This window comes from Halosolutus halophilus, from assembly GCF_022869805.1.
Classification (GTDB): Archaea; Halobacteriota; Halobacteria; order Halobacteriales; family Natrialbaceae; genus Halosolutus; species Halosolutus halophilus.
Genome location: NZ_CP094974.1, coordinates 1 through 18,285, shown reverse-complemented (window position 1 = coordinate 18,285; position 18,285 = coordinate 1). Strand labels below are relative to the sequence as shown.

Annotated in this window: 19 protein-coding genes and 4 pseudogenes; 9 read left to right on the top strand and 14 right to left on the bottom strand. The window is 65.3% G+C overall.

Going from position 1 to position 18,285, the window contains the following annotated elements:
* Positions 1-97: 97 nt before the first annotated feature.
* The 5 genes from MUG98_RS00110 to MUG98_RS00090 form a co-directional block, all read right to left on the bottom strand.
* Positions 98-604, bottom strand: a complete 507-nt coding sequence (locus MUG98_RS00110) for an Hsp20/alpha crystallin family protein (RefSeq protein ID WP_265110158.1) — start codon at positions 602-604, stop codon at positions 98-100.
* 169 nt (positions 605-773) lie between these two features.
* On the bottom strand, positions 774-1,931 hold the full coding sequence (cofG, locus tag MUG98_RS00105; RefSeq protein WP_265110157.1) for a 7,8-didemethyl-8-hydroxy-5-deazariboflavin synthase subunit CofG: 1,158 nt from the start codon (positions 1,929-1,931) through the stop codon (positions 774-776).
* 86 nt (positions 1,932-2,017) lie between these two features.
* The gene (cofC, locus tag MUG98_RS00100; protein WP_265110156.1) at positions 2,018-2,653 is read right to left on the bottom strand and encodes a 2-phospho-L-lactate guanylyltransferase; all 636 of its coding nucleotides are present in this window, start codon (positions 2,651-2,653) and stop codon (positions 2,018-2,020) included.
* 139 nt (positions 2,654-2,792) lie between these two features.
* Positions 2,793-3,974: a tubulin/FtsZ family protein gene (locus MUG98_RS00095; RefSeq protein WP_265110155.1), complete on the bottom strand. Its 1,182-nt coding sequence runs from the start codon at positions 3,972-3,974 to the stop codon at positions 2,793-2,795.
* A 291-nt stretch (positions 3,975-4,265) separates the two neighbouring features.
* Entirely contained in the window at positions 4,266-5,183 is a 918-nt protein-coding gene (locus MUG98_RS00090) for a complex I NDUFA9 subunit family protein (RefSeq protein ID WP_265110154.1), read from the bottom strand.
* Positions 5,184-5,295: 112 nt separating this feature from the next.
* Between MUG98_RS00090 and tmk the strand changes: the two genes are divergently transcribed.
* Together tmk and pdhA are read left to right on the top strand one after the other, a co-directional pair.
* Positions 5,296-5,907: a dTMP kinase gene (tmk, locus tag MUG98_RS00085; protein WP_265110153.1), complete on the top strand. Its 612-nt coding sequence runs from the start codon at positions 5,296-5,298 to the stop codon at positions 5,905-5,907.
* 135 nt (positions 5,908-6,042) lie between these two features.
* A complete protein-coding gene (gene pdhA / locus MUG98_RS00080) occupies positions 6,043-7,089 on the top strand; it encodes a pyruvate dehydrogenase (acetyl-transferring) E1 component subunit alpha (protein ID WP_265110152.1) in 1,047 nt (348 codons plus the stop codon).
* Between the two features lie 12 nt (positions 7,090-7,101).
* On the opposite strand, the pseudogene MUG98_RS25315 reads toward pdhA, so the two are convergent.
* Positions 7,102-7,454: pseudogene (locus tag MUG98_RS25315) on the bottom strand (nucleotidyltransferase domain-containing protein); the annotation flags it as partial.
* Positions 7,451-7,754 (bottom strand): annotated as a pseudogene (locus MUG98_RS25310) (RNA polymerase subunit sigma-70); the annotation flags it as partial. The pseudogenes MUG98_RS25315 and MUG98_RS25310, both read right to left, overlap by 4 nt.
* Between MUG98_RS25310 and MUG98_RS25465 the strand changes: the two are divergent.
* Both MUG98_RS25465 and MUG98_RS25295 read left to right on the top strand, forming a co-directional pair.
* Positions 7,755-8,865: pseudogene (locus tag MUG98_RS25465) on the top strand (RNA-guided endonuclease InsQ/TnpB family protein); the annotation flags it as partial. It abuts the pseudogene before it with no gap.
* Positions 8,866-8,940: 75 nt separating this feature from the next.
* Positions 8,941-9,201: pseudogene (locus MUG98_RS25295) on the top strand (hypothetical protein); the annotation flags it as partial.
* Between the two features lie 168 nt (positions 9,202-9,369).
* Here MUG98_RS25295 and MUG98_RS00065 read toward each other — a convergent pair.
* Positions 9,370-9,600, bottom strand: coding sequence for an Lrp/AsnC family transcriptional regulator (locus MUG98_RS00065; RefSeq protein ID WP_265110150.1), 231 nt, complete (start codon positions 9,598-9,600; stop codon positions 9,370-9,372).
* A gap of 114 nt (positions 9,601-9,714) precedes the next feature.
* On the opposite strand from MUG98_RS00065, the gene MUG98_RS00060 reads away from it, so the two are divergent.
* Positions 9,715-10,416, top strand: coding sequence for a potassium channel family protein (locus MUG98_RS00060; protein ID WP_265110149.1), 702 nt, complete (start codon positions 9,715-9,717; stop codon positions 10,414-10,416).
* Positions 10,416-10,646, top strand: a complete 231-nt coding sequence (locus tag MUG98_RS00055; protein WP_265110148.1) for an Lrp/AsnC family transcriptional regulator — start codon at positions 10,416-10,418, stop codon at positions 10,644-10,646. Before MUG98_RS00060 ends, MUG98_RS00055 begins: the two co-directional genes overlap by 1 nt.
* Positions 10,647-10,891: 245 nt before the next feature.
* Here the strand turns inward: MUG98_RS00055 and MUG98_RS00050 are convergent, their stop codons facing one another.
* Entirely contained in the window at positions 10,892-11,422 is a 531-nt protein-coding gene (locus MUG98_RS00050) for a DUF5813 family protein (RefSeq protein ID WP_265110147.1), read from the bottom strand.
* Positions 11,423-11,595: 173 nt separating this feature from the next.
* Here MUG98_RS00050 and MUG98_RS00045 point away from each other — a divergent pair, with 173 nt between their 5' ends.
* Positions 11,596-11,769 carry a hypothetical protein gene (locus MUG98_RS00045; protein ID WP_265110146.1) on the top strand — a complete coding sequence of 58 codons (174 nt, stop codon included), beginning with the start codon at positions 11,596-11,598 and terminating at the stop codon, positions 11,767-11,769.
* On the opposite strand, the gene MUG98_RS00040 is transcribed toward MUG98_RS00045, so the two are convergent.
* The gene (locus MUG98_RS00040; RefSeq protein WP_265110145.1) at positions 11,766-12,164 is read right to left on the bottom strand and encodes a DUF7522 family protein; all 399 of its coding nucleotides are present in this window, start codon (positions 12,162-12,164) and stop codon (positions 11,766-11,768) included. The two genes, MUG98_RS00045 and MUG98_RS00040, sit on opposite strands and share 4 nt — an antisense overlap.
* Positions 12,165-12,281: 117 nt before the next feature.
* Positions 12,282-13,568, bottom strand: a complete 1,287-nt coding sequence (locus MUG98_RS00035) for an O-acetylhomoserine aminocarboxypropyltransferase/cysteine synthase family protein (protein WP_265110144.1) — start codon at positions 13,566-13,568, stop codon at positions 12,282-12,284.
* 317 nt (positions 13,569-13,885) lie between these two features.
* On the opposite strand from MUG98_RS00035, the gene MUG98_RS25460 reads away from it, so the two are divergent.
* A complete protein-coding gene (locus MUG98_RS25460; protein ID WP_265110143.1) occupies positions 13,886-14,089 on the top strand; it encodes a hypothetical protein in 204 nt (67 codons plus the stop codon).
* Between the two features lie 39 nt (positions 14,090-14,128).
* On the opposite strand, the gene gpmI is transcribed toward MUG98_RS25460, so the two are convergent.
* Positions 14,129-15,652, bottom strand: a complete 1,524-nt coding sequence (gpmI, locus tag MUG98_RS00025) for a 2,3-bisphosphoglycerate-independent phosphoglycerate mutase (RefSeq protein ID WP_265110142.1) — start codon at positions 15,650-15,652, stop codon at positions 14,129-14,131.
* Positions 15,653-15,830: 178 nt separating this feature from the next.
* Positions 15,831-16,091 (bottom strand): hypothetical protein, encoded by a 261-nt coding sequence (locus MUG98_RS00020; RefSeq protein ID WP_265110141.1) that lies wholly within the window; start codon positions 16,089-16,091, stop codon positions 15,831-15,833.
* A gap of 124 nt (positions 16,092-16,215) precedes the next feature.
* On the opposite strand from MUG98_RS00020, the gene MUG98_RS00015 reads away from it, so the two are divergent.
* Positions 16,216-17,493: a DNA double-strand break repair nuclease NurA gene (locus tag MUG98_RS00015; RefSeq protein WP_265110140.1), complete on the top strand. Its 1,278-nt coding sequence runs from the start codon at positions 16,216-16,218 to the stop codon at positions 17,491-17,493.
* Positions 17,494-17,565: 72 nt separating this feature from the next.
* Here the strand turns inward: MUG98_RS00015 and MUG98_RS00010 are convergent, their stop codons facing one another.
* Positions 17,566-17,910, bottom strand: coding sequence for a DUF7113 family protein (locus tag MUG98_RS00010; RefSeq protein ID WP_265110139.1), 345 nt, complete (start codon positions 17,908-17,910; stop codon positions 17,566-17,568).
* Positions 17,911-18,285: the final 375 nt, after the last annotated feature.

The following is an 18,285-nucleotide window of genomic DNA, read 5'->3' as shown; positions in this document are numbered from 1 at the left end:
GCCGATCGAGTCGGAGTCATACGGACTGCTGACCGTCAGTTTCGGCGCAACAGCGATCCGTCGGTAGTTGCCCGGTACATCGGTACAGCAGTCCGTATCAGGAGTCGTCCGGCCGCAGCCTGACCTCGAGCACGCCGTTGTTGAACCGAACCCTGGTCGCCTCGACCGATCGCCACGGCGTCGCGACCCGTTCGAGGACGACCCCCGAGACGGTGATCACCACCTCGCTGGTCCGCGGATCGATACCGACCGAGACGTCGTCCCTGCTCGCGTCCGGAACGTCGGCGGTGACGACGAACTCGCCGTCGGCGCGCCGGGTGTCGACGAGGGGTCCGGCAGCCGATGATGGCCGCCGACGCGTCGCGTGAAAGCCGAGGGGGTCGTCACCCGACCGACGTCGTCGGTCAGTCGACCGATCAGTCCGTTCGGCCGGTGGCGGCAGGACGTCGGTGACCGTCACGTCGACGAGGGCATCGAGGAGGTCCGTGAGCGACCGGAGTCCGGCCTCGAAGCGGAATCCGCTCGCGCCGGTTCGATCGTCGCCGTCGTCGGGTGTCCCCTCCGCAGTGGAGTCGTCCTCCGTCGGCGGTCGGTCGTCGCTCACGCCGGCTCACCACCGCAGATGCGAGGGACGGATTGAATTGGTACGTTGTGGCACACCATACCAGGAGGTAGTGGTCAGCCCACAATAAGTCGTCGGATGCGAGAAGGAGAACGGTCGCGACGTAGCGGAGAAGCGGCCGCGACGCGCGGAAAAACGGCTGTGACGATCGTCAACCGGGAGTGCCGTCCCGGAGCACGCCCCGGTAGCGGTCACCGGCCGCGTCGTCGGCCGCGAGGGCTGATCGGATCGTCGGGGAGATCCACTCCCGGTCGCCGTCGTCCGCCCCTTCCGCGGGCACCCCGTCGAAGTCCGTCGGTCGCAGGTCGGCGGGCAGGAACCGCTCGTAGACGGGCAGGCGTTCGTGCAGGGGGAGCCCCGCTGTCTCGGCGATCTCCTCGAGTTCCCGCAGGGCGGGCCACTCGTAGTCGGGGTTGATGTGATCGTCGGTGATCGGCGAGACGCCGCCGAGGTCGTCGACGCCGCAGTCGATCAGGTCCCGGGCGGGCGCGAGGTTCGGCGGGACCTGCACGGAGACGTCCTCCGGCAAAGCGACGCGAGCCATCGCCGTCACGCGGCGCATCGTCTCGAGGGCGGGCGAGCCGTCGGACCAGCGCTCGTTCTCCACCACCGGCTGGACGATCACCTCCTGTACGTGATCGTACCTGTCGTGCATCTCGGCGATCGCGAGCAGGCTCTCGGCCCGATCGCGCCACGTCTCGCCGATACCGACCAGAATGCCCGTGGTGAAGGCGACGTCGAGTTCGCCGGCGTTCCGGATCGTTCGCAGGCGCTGGGCCGGCTCCTTCCTTCGCGGGCCGGCGTGGGCGTCGACTGCGGCGGTCGACTCGAGCATGACGCCCATGCTGGCGTTGACGGCCGCGACTTCGGCCATCTGCTCGCGGGTCTGGTCGCCGGGGTTGGCGTGGGGGAGCAGTCCCTCCTCGAGGGCGACCTCGCAGGCCTCGCGGAGGTAGGTGTGAATCGAGTCGTGGCCCCACTCCGCGAGCTGATCGTGGATCTCCGTGTAGCGATCGTCCGGGTCGTCCCCGAAGGTGAAAAGCGCCTCAGTACAGCCCGCGTCGGCTCCGCGCTGGCAGATCTCCCGGACCTCCTCGAGCGAGAGCAGCGACGCCCGTCCCGGCGGATCGAAGTACGTACAGTAGGTACAGGTGTACCGGCAGGCCGTCGTCAGGGGAACGAAGACGTTCCGTGCGAACGTCAGCTCCGACGGGCCGGCGACGTCCTCCGGCCCGACGTCCAGCAGCGTCGCTACGGCCGCGTCGTCGATCGACAGGTCGATACCGTACTCGCTCGCCCCGGGAAGCATCACGTCGGAGTGTCGTCGCGGCGCACATAAGGCTTCACTTTGGCCGTCCGACACCGTGCTCGCGGTCGACGATCACCAGCGCAGTGTCAGTCCCGCGCCGCCGAGACGCGGGTGACGTCGACCCGACCCGCGGACGTCTCGAGTTCGAATCCGAACTCACGGAGGCAGTCCCGGGCCCGCCCGGTGCCGTGGACGAGCACCTCGACGAGATCCGCCGGTTCGTCGACGTCCGTCGCGAGCCGGTACGAGTCGATCGTCTCGACGTCCGCCCCGACTTCGCGGGCGATCGCACGGTGATCGAGATAGGACGCGCCGTGGTAGTCGACCCGGAACCCGGGGTGGCGAACGACGAGTGCGTTCGTTCCGCCGCCCCGTCCCGGCGCGATCACGACGTCGCCGTCCCGGGAGAACAGTCGCTCGAGCGCCGCCGGCGTCGCCAGCGCGAGGTCGGCCATGACGATCGCAACGGGACCGTCCGCGGTCGCGAGCCGTGCGTTGACGGCGGGCGTCAGTGGCCGGTCGTCGACCGCGATCGTCGCGGCGTCGACCCCGAGTTCGAGGGCCGACGTCGACAGGACGATCGGCTCGTGGCCCGCGTCCACGACGGTCGTCACGACGTCCGCGAGCATAGCCCGCGCGAACGTGGACCGCTCGTCGGGATCGAGCACGGGCTCGAGCCGCGTCTTCGGGGTTTCGGCGGCGAACGGGACGACGACCTGCATCTGCAGGACGTAGCCGGTACGCGCTCAAAAACACGTCGGAGTGGCTGGCGCGAGGCCCGGCGGCGCGACGGTCCGGTTCCCCTCTCCCGAGACGGGTGCAACTGCTGTCGGAGCCCGACGTCGCAACGACGCCGGTGGCTCAGAACAGCGGTTCGAGTTCGTCCTCGTCGTCCTCGACGAGTTCCTCGAGGTTCTCCTCGCTCTCGGACTGGATGTCGTCGATGTTGTCCTGTGCCTCGATCGCGACCTGCTGCAGCCGCTTGATCCGCGGGACGTTCGTCACGCCCGACAGCAGGATGGCAGCAGCGACTTCCGGCTCGCTCCGGGGGAAGTCGCCGCCACGGACCTCCATGCTCCCGGTTTCCTCTTCGAGCCACTTGCGGCCGCGTTCGATGCCTTTCCGGTTCAGGTACTCCGAGGGCCCGGAGAGCACGAGCAGGGCTCGCTCGGTGCCCTCGATCTCACACGGGAGCGTGAGCCGGCCGAGCGCGGCCTTGCGGACGAGGCTGGTGATGCGGTTGGTCGTGTTCGCGGCGTCGAGATCGTCGTCGCTGGCGCTGGCATCGCCGGTGAACCGCGAGAGGAGTCCGCCCCCGCTGTTGAGTTCGACCTCCTCGCTCGCGAAGCCGACGGTGGAGACACCACCGCCGGAGAGCGTGTTGATGATCTCGGAGGAGTCGACGACGCTCTCGGCGACCTCCTGGCCGTCACCCACCTCGCCGGCACCGAAGAGGATCCCGAAGCGGCGGACGATCTCCTCGTTGATCTGTTCGTAGCCGCCCTCGACGGACTCGCCGGTCTGTCGCCACGAGTCGTTGTCGAAAACGAGCAGGTTGTCGACCTCGCGGACGAACGTCTGGAACGATCGCGCCGCGTTGAGCGTGTAGATCCCGCCTTCGTCCGTGCCCGGCAGGACGCCCAGCCCGTAGACGGGAATCGTGTAGATGCGCTTGAGGTGCTTCGCGAGGACGGGCGCACCACCCGAGCCGGTGCCACCGCCCATGCCGGAGACGATCAGAAACGCGTCGACCTCGTGGGTCGGGATCTGATCGATCGCGTTCTGGACCTCGTCGATGTCCTCTTCGGCGACTTCCGCGCCGAGTTCGTTGTCAGCACCCACGCCGTGGCCCTTCACGCGGGCCTGGCCGATGAGTACGCGATTCTCCTGTGGAATATTCTCGAGACCGATGAGATCCGCCTTCGCGGAGTTGACCGCGATCGCCGCTCGGACGATCCCGCTGTTGGTGCGATCGTCGTAATCGAGGAATCGATCGACGATTTTGCCACCGGCCTGTCCGAATCCGATCATCGCCAGCTTCATTGTTTGTCAGGGGGCTCCGTTGGATTGGTAACAGTGGTATTAAGAATATAAATCTTCTGATTATGTGAATTTCTCGCATAATTTTGTATTACTCGAAACCACACGACAGCACCGCTATTCGGGGGGTTACTTCGGTCGTGAAAACGGGTATTACTATCAGAGGTACAGCCCTTTATGGTAAGTCTTTGGGCCGATCCCCGCCAGTAACCGCTGCGTCTCCGCGAGCGATCGCTCGACGCTCACCGATCGGCCGGTCGCGCCGACTGTCGTGGCTCACGGCCGGTCGATCGGTCACGTCGACTGTCGCGACTCACGAACTGGCCGGGGTTCGATATCGAGATACGACCGGAGCGTCCGCAGTTCCTCCGGATCGACGCCGAACGCCGTGACGTCGTTGTCGACAACGGTGTTGTTCATCTCTAACGATCGCGCCTGATCCGGGCCGAACGGGACGAACGGGAGCGCGTCCGCCGCCGTGAGTCCGAGTTTCGCGACCGACATCGGAATCGGCAGGATGGTGACGGACTTCCCCTCGGCCTCGTAGGCGAGTTCCGTCACGTCCGCGAGCGTGACGATCTGTGGGCCGGCAACATCGTAGATTTCGCCGACGTGGGCCTCGTCCTCGAGCGCGTCGGCGAGCATGGGGACGAGGTCGCCGACCCAGATGGGCTGGAACCGGGTCTCGCCGCCGCCAGGGAGCGCCGTGACGAACGGCGTCGTCAGGGTCTTCGTGAACTCGACGAACTCGCCGCCGTCGCCGAACACTACCGACGGCCGGAAGATCGTCCACGCCAGATCCGACTCCCTGACGACGTCTTCGGCCTTCCCCTTGGCCCGGAGGAACTCGGTCTCGCCGTTCGGATCGGCGCCGAGGCCGCTCATCTGGAGGAATCGATCGACGTCACCCGCCTCGGCGGCGCGGACGAGATTCTCGGTCCCGCCGAGGTGGACGTCCTCGTGACTCAGGTCGCCTCGCGGCTTGTACAGGGGCGACAGCGAGACGAGGTTGACGACGGCCTCGTGGTCCGCGACGGTGTCCACGATCGAGTCGTACGCGCCGACGTCGCCCATCGCGAGGTCGACGCCGGACGGAAGGTCGCTCCCGTCCGGATCGCGGGACAGCGCCGTGACGTCGTGGCCGCGCTCTTGCAGTTCCGTACAGAGGTTCGTCCCGATGAAACCCGTACCGCCGGCAACGAGGACCTTCATACCGGGAACGTATACGCGAGACGGTAAATAGCTGATCGGCTACGCTGTGGGGGTCGCCGTCGCGACGCGGCCTCTCGACAGATTGTAGTACTCGTCACGACGAGGTGCGAACATGCTGGTCACGCTCGAGGGGTTGGACGGCAGCGGGAAGACGACGGTCTGGGAAGCCCTGCAGGAGCGCTATCCCGATGCGGTGTTCACCCGCGAGCCCACGGACGATTCCTGGTACGGCGAGGCCGTCTCTCGATCGATCTCGGACGACGACGCCGACCCGCTCGCGGAACTCTTTCTGTACACCGCGGACCACGCCGACCACCTCTCGCGGGTGATCGAACCCGCCCTCGAGCGCGACGACCTCGTGGTTTCCGATCGATACTCGGACTCCCGCTTCGCCTACCAGGGGGCAACGCTCGCGGCGACCGAACGTCTCGACGACCGACTCGACGACCCGCTCCAGTACGTCGTCGACGTCCACGACCCGTTCTCGATCGAACCCGACCTGACGATCTACCTCGATCTCGACCCCGAGACGGCCGCCGAGCGGGCCGGGACGACGAACAAGTTCGAACGGGCCGAGTACCTCGCGGCAGTCCGGGACAATTACGAGCGACTGATTGAGCGCGACCCCCATCGGTTCGTCCGCGTCGACGCGAGCCAGGAGCCGAAGGCGGTGCTCGATCGGGTCGAACGCGTCCTCGCGTCGGCGCTCGAGACGGACGAGTAGGCCGTCGATCGGCGGCCGCTGTGGACGCGCGTTCAGTCCGGAGGTCGCAGGTCGAACAGCGCGGAAACCCACGACTAAAGTCAGCGGATTAGCTTACTTCGCAATCACTTTCACCGCCGCCAGTGACGTGCCTCCATGCACCGCGTCATTGGTGAGACGTCGCTTGCAGCGAGCCGAGTACCCGTCGAGGACGCCCTCGCGTGTTACCGGGATATGGTGCGGGCGCGCCGGTTCGACGAACGGGCACTCGCCCTCCAGCGACGGGGCTGGATGAGCGGCTATCCGCCGTTCAAGGGGCAGGAAGCCTCGCAGGTGGGGGCTGCCCACGCCCTCGCCGCGGACGACTGGCTCGTCCCGACGTATCGATCGAACGCGATGCAGATCGCCCACGGCGTGCCGATGAGCGACATCCTCCTCTTTCGACGGGGTTACCCCGAGTACACCTCCGACCACGACCTGAACGTGTTCCCGCAGTCGGTGCCGATCGCGACCCAGATCCCCCACGCAGCGGGGCTGGGAATGGCCGCCAATTACACGGACTCCGGGGAGGCAATCTGCTGTTACTTCGGCGACGGCGCGACCTCGGAGGGCGACTTCCACGAGGGACTGAACTTCGCCGGCGTCTTCGACGCCCCGGTCGTCTTCTTCTGCGAGAACAATCACTGGGCGATCTCGCTCCCTCGCGAGCGCCAGACCGCGAGCGCGACCATCGCCCAGAAGGCCGAGGCGTACGGCTTCGAGGGCGTCCGCGTCGACGGCAACGACCCGCTCGCGGTCCGCGAGGTCGTCAGCGAGGCGCTCGACGCTGCTCGCGAGGGCAACCCCGTCCTCGTCGAGAGCCTGACCTACCGGCAGGGTGCCCACACGACCAGCGACGATCCCTCGCGGTACCGCGACGACAGCGACGACCTGCCCGACTGGCGGACCGGCGATCCGCTCGATCGGTACGAGTCCTACCTCCGCGAGCAAGGGGTGCTCGACGACGACCTCGTCGGCGAGATCGAAGCCGAGACCGAACGGGAACTCGAGGAGGCGGTCGAAATCGCCGAATCGACGCCCCTGCCCGATCCGGACGACGTGTTCGAACCCGTCTACGACGAAGTTCCGCCCAGGCTGGCCGACCAGCGGGCCCGGCTCGAGGAGTTCGCCGCGGAGGAATCGGCGCGGGAACTCGAGTACTGAGTTCCTGACCCGATCGAACAGATAGTCGAACGACCACTGTGCCTCCGTCTGTCGACAGCCGAGCCCATTCACCAGCAAATCGAAACCGATCGGCTGCTGGGGTGCGAGTCGCTTTTCGTACTCGATCACTTCCGTATCGTAGAACCACTGCTTGGCGTGACTATCTGTTTCCTCGAATCCACGAGTTTCGAGAAAGTCGACGAATTCCTCTTTAGAGTTCGGTGCAACGACGATATCGAGATCTGTCGAAAAGCGTGCGTCGAATGCGGACACAGCGTAGCCGCCGACGAGCACGTACTCGTGGTTACTCTGGGTGAGTTCCCCGAGAGTTCGATGAGTGCGTCACTCCGATTGTGGAAACTCATGATTGGGCTCTCTCACTCTCGGTAGGCAACACCGAGGTCGTCGTACATTCGGTCGACCATCGCGAGGGCTGACTGGAACTGCACGTAATGGTCACGCATATACTCGATCGTCTCCGCCCGTGGAATGACCGGATAGCCTCCGACGTGGTCGATCTCGAGCGATGGTTGAGGATCGAGCACGATCTGCAGCGGCCCCGCTAGCTCTTCTCTCGGTTGGCGCTCGAATGCAGTGGGCAGGTCGAACGACTCGAAGAACGCCTCCCAGTGAGTGACGTCCTGCTCCCGAACAGCGAGGAATAGTACATCCCACAGCTCTGTGGCGGTAGTTACGACGCGAAAGAACTTCACGACGACCATCCCGTCCGCTTCACGAACGAAGGCCCGAAGCTCGACCACAAGCCCCAGAACGCTCTTGAATGGTACGTCAAAATCCCGCACCACGACGACTACCACCTCTGGGTGCCCGCACAACCGAATCCAGAACAGCGGGAGTGGTTGGAAGCCCTATATGCGGGTGGAGCGGAAATGGGAGAGTGTCGGCTCGTCGAGCGGGACGAAACGTGGTATTTTCACGTCACCGCTACCCGCGACGTAGTGGATCACTCGTCGATGACTGCCGACGAGCGGACACCGATCGGTGTGGACGTCGGAGAAGCGAGTCTCGTCACGGTGTGTCACCGCGACGAGAACGGATCTCCGGTTCGCCCCAAACTGTGGGCCGACGACGGCAAAGCCGTTCGGCGGCTCCGAAAAACCTACTTCACTGCCACACGGCGACTTCAGAAGCGTGGCAGTAAACGAATTGCCGAGTCCTACGGTCACGCACTGTGGAACCAGATCGACGACGTGTTCCACCGTGTGACCCGTGAAGTCGTCAAATACGCTGAGTCTGTTGAGAATCCTGTGCTGGTGCTGGAAGACCTGACGTACATCCGTGAGAACATGGACTACGGCGAATACATGAACCGACGGTTGCACGGATGGGGCTTCGCGAAACTACGCACAGATCCGGTACAAAGCTGTCGAGAAGGGGATTCCCGTCGAGACGGTGGATCCTCGGAACACGTCGAAAGCATGCCACGCCTGCGGCGAGATCGGCTATCGACCACGACAGTCGACGTTCCGCTGTTCGAACGACGACTGTTGGGTTACAGAGTACCAAGCGGACGTGAACGGGGCGATAAACATCGCAGACCGCTACCGTAGTGGAGAGAGTCACCGCCAAAGCGACCAGTATTCCCGACAGAAGGCCGGTGACGATGACTCGGCTACGGATGGGGTCGTTCGAGAGACTTCGTCTCTCGTGATCACGAAAATCTTCGATTTTCGAACGACCTCATTGACCGGGCCACAAGACAGCCATGCCGATGCTGAAACCCAGCAGGTGACACATGGAACGTACGCGTCTTGAAACCAACGGGCCGCGACACTCGGCCTGAAATCCCATGGTGGGATTCCCCCGTGTTCACGCGGGGGAGGAGGTCGATCGTTCAGTAGTCGCTTTTCGCTATTCGACGACGCCAGCGTCACAACGGCCGATGCGCTCGCTGATGAGTTCGCCGGATCCGCCCTCAGGGATCGGATTGCGACGGCGACGGTCGATGCCTACCGACACTACCGTAGCCTCCATCACGAGTACGTCGACGAATGGGTCTCTACTCGAGGAGAACTCTTCCGAACGGTCGCATCCACGGATCAGCCATCGACCGACCGCTCGCCCGAAATCGATGTCGGTGTTCTATCCGGGCGATTACCGACCGCGAGCGACCGGCGGGTACGAGCGGGCCGACGACCGACGTGAAGTGAACGCAGTGAACGAAACGGAGAGGAGTGCTTCTGGTCCAGCTTTTACGCTGCAGTTTGCCGCGCTAGTGTCTGCGCACACAGCGCAGCGTCCCTCGGTACAAGCTGGCATCTAGTCCATCGCGATGTACGTCTTCGTGTCGGTCACGCCCTCGAGACTCTGAATATTCGAAGAGACGACCTTGAGAACGTCGTAGACTTGCTCCGCGTCGACCTCCGTGATGATGTCGTAGTTGCCGGCGACGATGTGGGCGTCGGTGACCATCTCGAGGCCCCTTATCGACGCGAGCAGCCCCTCGGACTTCCCGGCGGCCGTCTTCACCATAATAAACGCGTGAACCATCTGTCTCGCTGGTGTGGTACTCCCTCACACGACTAAAGCCTTTGGTCGATCTTCGAACGAGTGGTATGTTACACCGGGGCAAACTTATTCACGGGGGCGAGCGTACCCCTGTCCATGCGGTTCGTGATCATCGGCGCAGGACGGGTCGGTCTGCGCACAGCGCGTGTCTTACGCGAGGAGGGCCACGAGGTGACGATCATCGAGCGCGATGAAACGAAGGTCAAACGAGCCCGGGAACAGGGATTTTCCGTCGTCGTCGGTGACGGCTCCCGGGAAGACCTCCTCGCAGAGGCCGGCATCGCGGAGGCCGACGCACTCGGTGCGCTGACCGGCGACCTGAACGTCAACTTCACCGCCTGCATGATCGGGGACCACTACGGCGCCCGGACGATCATGCGCATCGACGAGGCCTACCGCGAGGGGATCTACCGGAAGTACGCCCACGAGGTCGACGAGGTGATCTACCCCGAACGCCTCGGCGCGATCGGCGCCAAGAACGCCCTCCTCGGCGGCACCATCCGCGCGATCGCGGACATCGCCCAGAACCTGCAGGTCGTCGAACTCACGATCACCAACAGCGCACCCGTCAACGGCTACACGATCAGCGAACTGCATCTCCCGGCCGACGCGACCGTCCTCGCGTTCGGCAAACGCGGCCAGCCCCTCGAGATACCGAGTGAGGACCTCTCGCTCGAGGACGGCGATCGGCTCGTCGTGCTCGCGGACTTCGAGGTGTTGAGCGACGTCAGACAGTTGCTGGTCGGTGAGAATCCCGATCTCGCGGCCGCCAACGCGGACGCCGGAGGTGTCAACTGATGGTTACGGCATTCGTCATGATCAAAGCGAACACGGGCGAGGCGGATCGGCTCAGAGACAGCGTCGAATCGATCGAGGGGGTCCAGTCGGCCCACATCGTCGCCGGCGACGTCGACATCATCGCGAAAGCGCAGGTCGAGACGCCCGCCGCAGTCAAGGAGATCGCGGCGACCCAGATCCAGGGCATCAGCGGGATCGAGGACACGCAGACGTACATCGCGATGGACTAGAGCCCGACTTTTGCGCTGCGGGTGCGGCGAAGCCGCGCCCGCGGCAAAACCTGGATGAAAAGCACTCCTCCTTCCGCTCCGCTCGCAATGCTCACTCCGAGTCAGTCGTCGGCCCGCTCGCTCCCGCTGGTCGCTCGCGGTCGGTAATCGGGTGTTAAACCCGCCCTTCCCCGGGGAACGCGGCTCGAGAAAGTCGAGAACCGCGTTCCCGGCCACAGCAATCGCTGGCAATCGCCGGCAACGAGTTACATCGGCATCCCGCCGCTACTCCCGTCTCCGTCCGCAGCCTGCTGACCGCGGTTCTGAGCGTTCTCGAGCAGCGTCGCCGCCTCGCCGCGGTACTCGTAGCCCGGAATGATTCCCTGTGCGTACGTTCCCTCGACGAACTCGATGAGAGCCTTGGCGTCCTCGACGCCCTCGCCGGCGTTCCAGGCGACGTACTCCAGGGTAACGGTGACTTCGTCGCCGTCCCGATCGACGACGGGCTCATCGTGGGTGCTCGTGTGGGCGACAGTGAAAACGTCCTGCAGCCGGCGCTCGAGCGTCTCGAACCAGCCGTCTTCGACGACGGGCGCGACGGACTCCCCGGCCACCGCAGCGTCGAGGGCCGGCAGGAGTACGGTGGCGGTGAAACGGCCGTCGCGCTTCCCCTCCGCCTCGTCGGCGGTGACGGTCGCGTCGAAGACCGTCGTCGTGAGTTCGTAGCCGTCGTCGGCTGGCGTGAAGGCGTCGTGGGCGTCGAGTTCGCGCTCGACGGGCGCTGGAAAGTCGGTCATCGAGAGGGGAGACGGGCCTGGCGGAGAAGGGTGTTACGCTGTAGGGGTCCGTCGTTGTCGATGCTTGATCGTGAAACCGCCGGTCGGCGCGGGGATCGTTTCACGACGGTAGTCGTGGATTTCCAGGGGAAACGCTCCGCATTACTACAACGGATCCAGGCATGCTGGTCAGCATGTCTCTCGACAGACACGCCGCAGAGCGCCAGCGTTTCGCACGATTGCTCGGTATCCACGGGGAACTCGGGTCGGGTCTCCCGATCGGCTCCGAGTCGAGCGCGGATCAGCCAGCGACCGCGCGGTCCGAGTCCGAGTCCGAGGACGGAGCGGAGCGGACGCGCGATCGCTAGACCGGTCGCTCGAGCGCCCGACGCTCGAGTTCGTCGCCCAGCACGGACGCGAGGTCCGCGAACTCCTCGAGCGTGAGGTCGTCGGTCGTGACGAACACGCCTTCGCGCTCGGAAGTGACACGGAGGCGGTTGCCGTTCTCGAAGACGCGGATGGTGTACCGGTACGCCCCGAGTTCCGACCCCTCGTTGGCGGCCTGGGTGACCTTGAAGCCGCACCACTCGTTGCCGATGAACGTGTCGAGATCGGCGTTGCGCTCCAGGCCCTCGCGCAGGTACACCTGCTCGAAGTCGTCGCGGGTGAAGCAGGTGACCGACCGCAGTTCCTCCCCGACGGAATCCAGGCAGGTGGTTACGAACCGATCGACGGCGTCGGACGTGAGGGGTCCCGTAGTCATGACCGACCAGTCGCGCCGGGAGACCTTACCGGCGAGGGGAAACCCGGCGGACGTAACGGGGTGGATCGGTCCGACCGCGGGGAACTGTCGACGCGATCGACCGCGACAGCCGTGGACTCAGGCCTGCTCGATCGCGCGATCGAGGTCCGCGATCACGTCGTCGACGTCCTCGATGCCGACCGAGAGGCGTACGAGGTCGTCCGTGACGCCGCTGGCCAGTTTCTCCTCCTCGGTGAGTTGCTGGTGGGTCGTGCTCGCGGGGTGGATGATCAGGGTCTTCGCGTCGCCGACGTTCGCCAGCAGGCTCGCGAGGTCGACCTCGTTGCAGACCGTCTCGGCGGCATCGTAACCGCCGTCGAGGCCGAACGTGATCATGCCACCGTAGCCGCCGTCGAGGTACTCGCGGGCGTTCGCGTGGGTCTCGTGGCTCTCGAGGCCGGGATAGTTGACCCACGAGACCTTCGAGTGGTCCTCGAGGTACTCCGCGACTGCCATGGCGTTCTCGCAGTGTTTCTCCATCCGGAGCGGGAGCGACTCGAGTTTCTGCAGGGTGACCCAGGCGTCGAACGGGGACTGCTGGTTCCCCAGATCCCGCAGGCCGCGGGTGCGCGCGGCGATCGCGAACGCCCGCTCGCCGAAGGTCTCGTGGAAGTTGACGCCGTGGTAGGCCGGATTGGGTTCGGTGAGTTCGGGATAATCGCCCTCGTCCCACGGGAACGAGCCGCCATCGACGAGGATTCCGCCGACGGTCGAGCCCGCACCGTGGATCCACTTCGTCGTGGAGTTCCAGACGAGGTCCGCGCCGTGTTCGAGCGGTCGGCACAGGTAGGGTGTCGCGAACGTATTGTCGACGAACAGCGGCACGTCGTGGTCGTGGGCGATGTCGGCGATGCGCTCGATGTCGGGCGTCACCAGGGCGGGATTGCCGATCGTCTCGAGGTGGACGAAGGCGGTGTCGTCGTCGATCGCCTCCGCGTAGGCCTCGTAGTCGAGCGTGTCGACGAATTTCGTCTCGATCCCGCGTTTCGCGACGGTGTGGGTGAGGTAGGTGTAGGTGCCGCCGTACAGTGCCGAGGAGGAGACGATGTTGTCCCCGACCTCCGCGAGGATGAACGTCGCGAGGTCGAACGCGGCCATCCCCGAGGCCGTGGCGAGCGCACCGACCCCGCCCTCGAGCGTCGCGATGCGCTCCTCTAGCATCGCGTTCGTCGGGTTCATAATCCGCGAGTAGATGTTGCCGAACTCCTCCAGTCCGAACAGGGCGGCAGCGTGCTCGGTGTCCTCGAACTCGTAGGAGGTGGTCTGGTAGAGCGGCGGTGCTCGCGCCCCCGTCGTCGGGTCCGACTCCTGACCGGCGTGAATACTTCGTGTGGCGAATCGGTGATCGTCGCGATGGTCTCCCATAGCCGGACCCTGCCACCGGAGGGTGATAATCTTCCCAGTAGCCGCAAAATCGGTCGCTATCCCGGCTCTCCCCGAACTGATTCGGGGCCGCGAACGGTGACCGTCCGGCCGAACCGACGGCCGCTCGAACCGGAAGACAGCGATCGGCGATTCGCGATCGGCGGGGAGAACGACTGTCGGGAGTGCGATCGTCCTCACCGGACGCGAAAATCCACGCCCGACGCACTATCCGTTACTGACAGTTCGATCGGTAGTCGCGATAGCGGCCGACGATCCGTCACCGGGAATACCGGCTGCTTCCGGTGGAGCTGTCACCGTTGGCCGTCGAACGTGAGCTAGCGGCCGACGCAAAGAACCCCCTCCTCGTCGACGACCCATCGGAGTTTGTCTCCGGCCTCGACGTCCGCTCGTCGTCTGACGGCGGCCAGGACGGTGATGGAGTAGCTGTCATTCCCGTCGGTTCGTTTTCGACGCGCTGGGACATGCGTGACGGGATTTCTATAACCGAACTGGCGTCCTAATTCGCAGCGATTCTCTCGCACCGGTCGAGCGTAACGCCGCTACTCGAGCAGCAGTTCACCCGTCATCTCGGGAGGTTGATCGACGTCGATCAGTTCGAGGATCGTCGGCGCGATGTCCGCGAGCGTGCCGCCCTCGCGGAGGTCCCGATCGTCCGCCGTGTCGTCGGCTGAAACGTAGACGAAGGGCACGTCGTTGTACGTGTGGGCCGTGTGCGGGTCCTCCTCGGTCCCCATGTCGTCGGCGTTACCGTGGTCAGCGGTGATCAGGACGTCCGCGCCGGCTTCTTCGAGGGCCTCGACGAGTCGGCCGAGTTGTGCGTCGACCGCCTCGACGGCCTCGATCGCGGCCTCGTAATCGCCCGTGTGGCCGACCATGTCCGGGTTGGCGTAGTTGAGCACGAGCACGTCCGGGTCGTCGGATCGTATCGTTTCGATCGCCGTATCCGTGACCTCGGGGGCGCTCATCTCGGGCTGGAGATCGTAGGTCGGGACGTCGGGGCTCTCGACGATCTTTCGGATCTCGCCGTCGAACTCGACCTCGCGACCGCCGTTCAGGAAGTAGGTGACGTGGGCGTACTTCTCGGATTCGGCGATCCGGAGCTGGGTCTTGCCAGCGTCGGAAAGCACCTCGCCGAGCACCTGCTTTGGCTGGGTCGGCGGGTAGGCGACGGGGAGGTCGAACGTCTTGTCGTACTGGGTCAACATGACGACCTCGGCGTCGGGCGGACTCGTCTCGAACACGTCCGCCCAGTCTCCGGGTCGGATGTCCGCGAGCATCCGGGTGAGCTGTCGGGCGCGATCGGAACGGAAGTTGAACCAGACGACGGAGTCGCCGTCCTCGAGCGCCGGTTGTCCCGAGATAACGGTCGGTTCGACGAACTCGTCGGTCTCGCCCCGGTCGTACGACTCCTCGATCGCTTCGACCGCGGACGCGGCCTCGTGGTCGGCCGCCCGGTTCACGATCGCGTCGTAGGCCCGCTTCGTGCGGTCCCAGTTCTGGTCGCGGTCCATCGCGTAGTACCGGCCCGTCACCGTGGCCACGTCGCCCGTCCCGTGCTCGTCGACGACGTCCGCGAGCGTCGAGAGGTAGTCGCGGCCGCCGGTCGGCGAGGTGTCGCGGCCGTCCGTGATCGCGTGCGTGACGGCCTCGACGTCCCGATCGCCGGCGAGTTCGATCAGCGCGTGCAGGTGCTCGTGGTCCGAGTGCACGCCCCCGTCGCTGACGAGGCCGACGAAGTGGATCTTCCCGTCGTTCTCGCGGGCGTTCGTAAATGCCGTGTTGATCGCGTCGTTCTTCCGGAACGAACCGTCCGCGATCGAGTCGGAGATTCGGGTGTACTCCTGGTAGACGACTCTGCCGGCACCGATGTTCAGGTGACCGACCTCGCTGTTGCCCATCTGGCCCTCGGGGAGGCCGACGCGTCGGCCGGCCACCTCGAGGGACCCGTACGCGCCGGCGTCGGCGAGCCGATCGAACACGGGCGTCCGGGCCGCCTCGATCGCGTTCCGTCCCTCGCCGTCGCCGAGTCCCCAGCCGTCGAGGATGATCAACGCAGCGTCCATGTGCGACGGGAACGGACCCGGGCGTAACTAGCTGTCGTTGTCGATTCAGGCCCGGGACCGGTGAATCGAAACGGGCGGCGAGTCTATCGCACGAACCCAACGTATAAGAAATTTGACTACCGTGTCGCGTCGATCGATCGCGAGTCGTCCGCCGGCGCGATCCGATCCGGGCACGTCGTCAGGCGTGGTCGTGATCGAACGTCGTCCCGCAGTCGCCACAGACGGTGCCGCTTCCGGGTTTGCTCCGCTGGGCGAAGACGGCACCACACTCGTTACAGATCATGAACAGCCGGTGTTCGGGCGAAACACCGGCCTCGAACTCCATGTGTACCCAGGCCTCGGGGTTGTCCTCGTCGTAGACCGTCACGCCGGAGTTGGTCTGTCGCCAGTTGATCGAATCGTCGGTCGAGTCGGCCGTCTCCAGACCTCGCTTTGACATCGGGTATCCGCATCCATGCGATCGCCTCATATAATTTTTCTGATGATAATTTACCCGCTCCCGAGTTAACCACGGGCTACCGGCGACCACTGGATTTTTGCGGGTGCGCCGGGAGCCACCGGGCATGACACTCGATCCGGTCCACTTCGACGGCATCGCCCGCCTCGCACGGCGGATCGACCACGGTGCCGACGAGCGCGACCGCCGTGCCTTCGCCGAGACGGTCTGGGCGGAGTTCCTCGATCCCCTCGCCCACGAGGGCCGGACGATCGTCGAACCGGTCGACGAGCAGTCCCGCCGACTCGTCGACTGCGAGGACGTCGCCCTCCGCGATCGACCGTTCCCGACCGAACACGGACTCGACGCGGGCACGATCAACCCGACGACGTTCAAGAACGGGCTCGTCATCGACATCGCACAGGCCGCGATGAGTGCGACGCCGAGCGACCTCGACCTCCATCGATCGCGGACCACCGTGATGACGGTCCATTCGAACGACGAGACGATGACGGTCGACGAGACGTGGGGGAAGTTCGACGAGGGTTACAGCCGGAGCCGAGCGGTCAAGATCCCGCCGCTCCCGCGGTTCGCCGAGGGCGTCGTCCACGCGTTGGCGCTGTACCTCGCCGAGAGTACCCACGCCCGCGACCACGCCGACGACGTCGACGACCTGCTCGTGCTCGATGGGCCGCTCTACCCGCGCGGATTGCTTCGCTGGGCCGACCAGCACCCCGACCTCGCCGACTTCCTGCTCGAGAACCCGCAGCCGAAGACAGTCCTGGAGAACTACGTCCGCCTGGTCGAGACGTTCGTCGACCGGGGCCGACCGCTGGTCGGCTTCGTCAAGAACCCGGCGACGCGAGTCATCACGCGGACGCTGAAGTCCAGGCGGGACGCCGACGTTAGCGCTCCGTGGGCCGACGACTCCGCCCTGTTCACCCGCCTCCTCGAGCGCGGCGAGTACGTCCCCGACGTCGAGGGGCAACGCTGGGAGCGTGACACGTCGTGTCTGACCTACACGAACTGGTTCCGGTCTCGCGGCGGCGTCGATCGGCCCCTGTCGATCGACGGCGACGCGCTCGGCGTCGACCGCGAACTCGACCCGGAGGGGTACGAGGTGACGTTCTTCGTCGTCTACGACCCGCGCGACGATCTGTGCTACCGGATCGAGGCCCCGTACGCGTTCACCCGCGACCCGGACACCCGCGAGCGGCTGACGATGCAACTCCTCCAGGACGTGGCCATCGCCCACGGACCGCCGACGATCGTCGAGAAAGCGGACGAACTCGCCCGGATCGGGAGGGCGGAGAAGCGATCGCTCCGGGACACGCTCGAGATCCAGTTCGATACGAGCCGGGATCGGACGTACGACGATCACCGCTGGGACGCGGAGTATCGCTAGTCGCTATCGAGAACGGAGGGGAGACGTGCACTGCCGAGCGCGATTCGGAGCCTGTGTCGACGTCCGACGGTATCAGTCGGTATCGCCGGGCTCGTCCTTCTCGACCTCGAGTTCGACCGCTTCCGGATCGACGCCGATCCGGGCGAACTGCGTCCGGACGTGTTCTTTGGCCCGTTCGAGCGCCTGATCGCGGGTGTCGAACCCCCGCGGCATCGGGGATTCGAACGCGACGTTGACCTCCCGCCCGTCGACGAGCTGGGTCGTCCCACCGCTGTCGACCTCGTAGAACTCGTCACAGACCCAGACGTACGCGGCGTCTTCGTCGGGTGCGCCGCGAAAGGTTGGGGCCCGTTCACCGCGTTCGTACAGCGTCCCGGTGAGTTCGGTTCCCCCCGCGCGGCCGCGTACCAAGAGCATGCGGTCTCGTACGGGCCGTGGACGCAAAAAGGGCGTGGAGTCCAGCGGATCGCCAGCCGAGACCGCGACCGCGGTCGGGAAATCGACCGCTACTGCGCCCGCCGATCGCCGCGACCACGCGTACGATCGGCCAACTATTGGACGGGATTCGATACTACTGCGGACGGGTGACGGTCACGAGAGTTGTAACGAGCGCGTTACGGGCCGATTTCGAGGGTATTGGTGGACTACTGCCGTACGGATAGAGTAATGTCACATTCACAACCCAAATCGTTTTGGAAATGGGCTTATCCCCCTTGCACTGGTTGCAACGAGTAATGAGTTCGGACGCCCACATCGGCGAGAGGCGGGAGTCACTGACGAATGTCCCGGCGG

Coding starts and splice junctions, on each gene's coding strand:
- MUG98_RS00060 (WP_265110149.1), top strand. CDS start 9,715: ATGCGGTTCGTGATCATCGGCGCAGGACGGGTCGGTCTGCGCACAGCG.
- cofC (WP_265110156.1), bottom strand. CDS start 2,653: ATGCAGGTCGTCGTCCCGTTCGCCGCCGAAACCCCGAAGACGCGGCTC.
- MUG98_RS00065 (WP_265110150.1), bottom strand. CDS start 9,600: ATGGTTCACGCGTTTATTATGGTGAAGACGGCCGCCGGGAAGTCCGAG.
- MUG98_RS00040 (WP_265110145.1), bottom strand. CDS start 12,164: ATGACTACGGGACCCCTCACGTCCGACGCCGTCGATCGGTTCGTAACC.
- MUG98_RS00010 (WP_265110139.1), bottom strand. CDS start 17,910: ATGCTCTTGGTACGCGGCCGCGCGGGGGGAACCGAACTCACCGGGACG.
- MUG98_RS00035 (WP_265110144.1), bottom strand. CDS start 13,568: ATGGGAGACCATCGCGACGATCACCGATTCGCCACACGAAGTATTCAC.
- cofG (WP_265110157.1), bottom strand. CDS start 1,931: ATGCTTCCCGGGGCGAGCGAGTACGGTATCGACCTGTCGATCGACGAC.
- pdhA (WP_265110152.1), top strand. CDS start 6,043: ATGCACCGCGTCATTGGTGAGACGTCGCTTGCAGCGAGCCGAGTACCC.
- MUG98_RS00055 (WP_265110148.1), top strand. CDS start 10,416: ATGGTTACGGCATTCGTCATGATCAAAGCGAACACGGGCGAGGCGGAT.
- MUG98_RS00095 (WP_265110155.1), bottom strand. CDS start 3,974: ATGAAGCTGGCGATGATCGGATTCGGACAGGCCGGTGGCAAAATCGTC.
- MUG98_RS00020 (WP_265110141.1), bottom strand. CDS start 16,091: ATGTCAAAGCGAGGTCTGGAGACGGCCGACTCGACCGACGATTCGATC.
- tmk (WP_265110153.1), top strand. CDS start 5,296: ATGCTGGTCACGCTCGAGGGGTTGGACGGCAGCGGGAAGACGACGGTC.
- MUG98_RS00015 (WP_265110140.1), top strand. CDS start 16,216: ATGACACTCGATCCGGTCCACTTCGACGGCATCGCCCGCCTCGCACGG.
- gpmI (WP_265110142.1), bottom strand. CDS start 15,652: ATGGACGCTGCGTTGATCATCCTCGACGGCTGGGGACTCGGCGACGGC.
- MUG98_RS00090 (WP_265110154.1), bottom strand. CDS start 5,183: ATGAAGGTCCTCGTTGCCGGCGGTACGGGTTTCATCGGGACGAACCTC.
- MUG98_RS00045 (WP_265110146.1), top strand. CDS start 11,596: ATGTCTCTCGACAGACACGCCGCAGAGCGCCAGCGTTTCGCACGATTG.
- MUG98_RS00050 (WP_265110147.1), bottom strand. CDS start 11,422: ATGACCGACTTTCCAGCGCCCGTCGAGCGCGAACTCGACGCCCACGAC.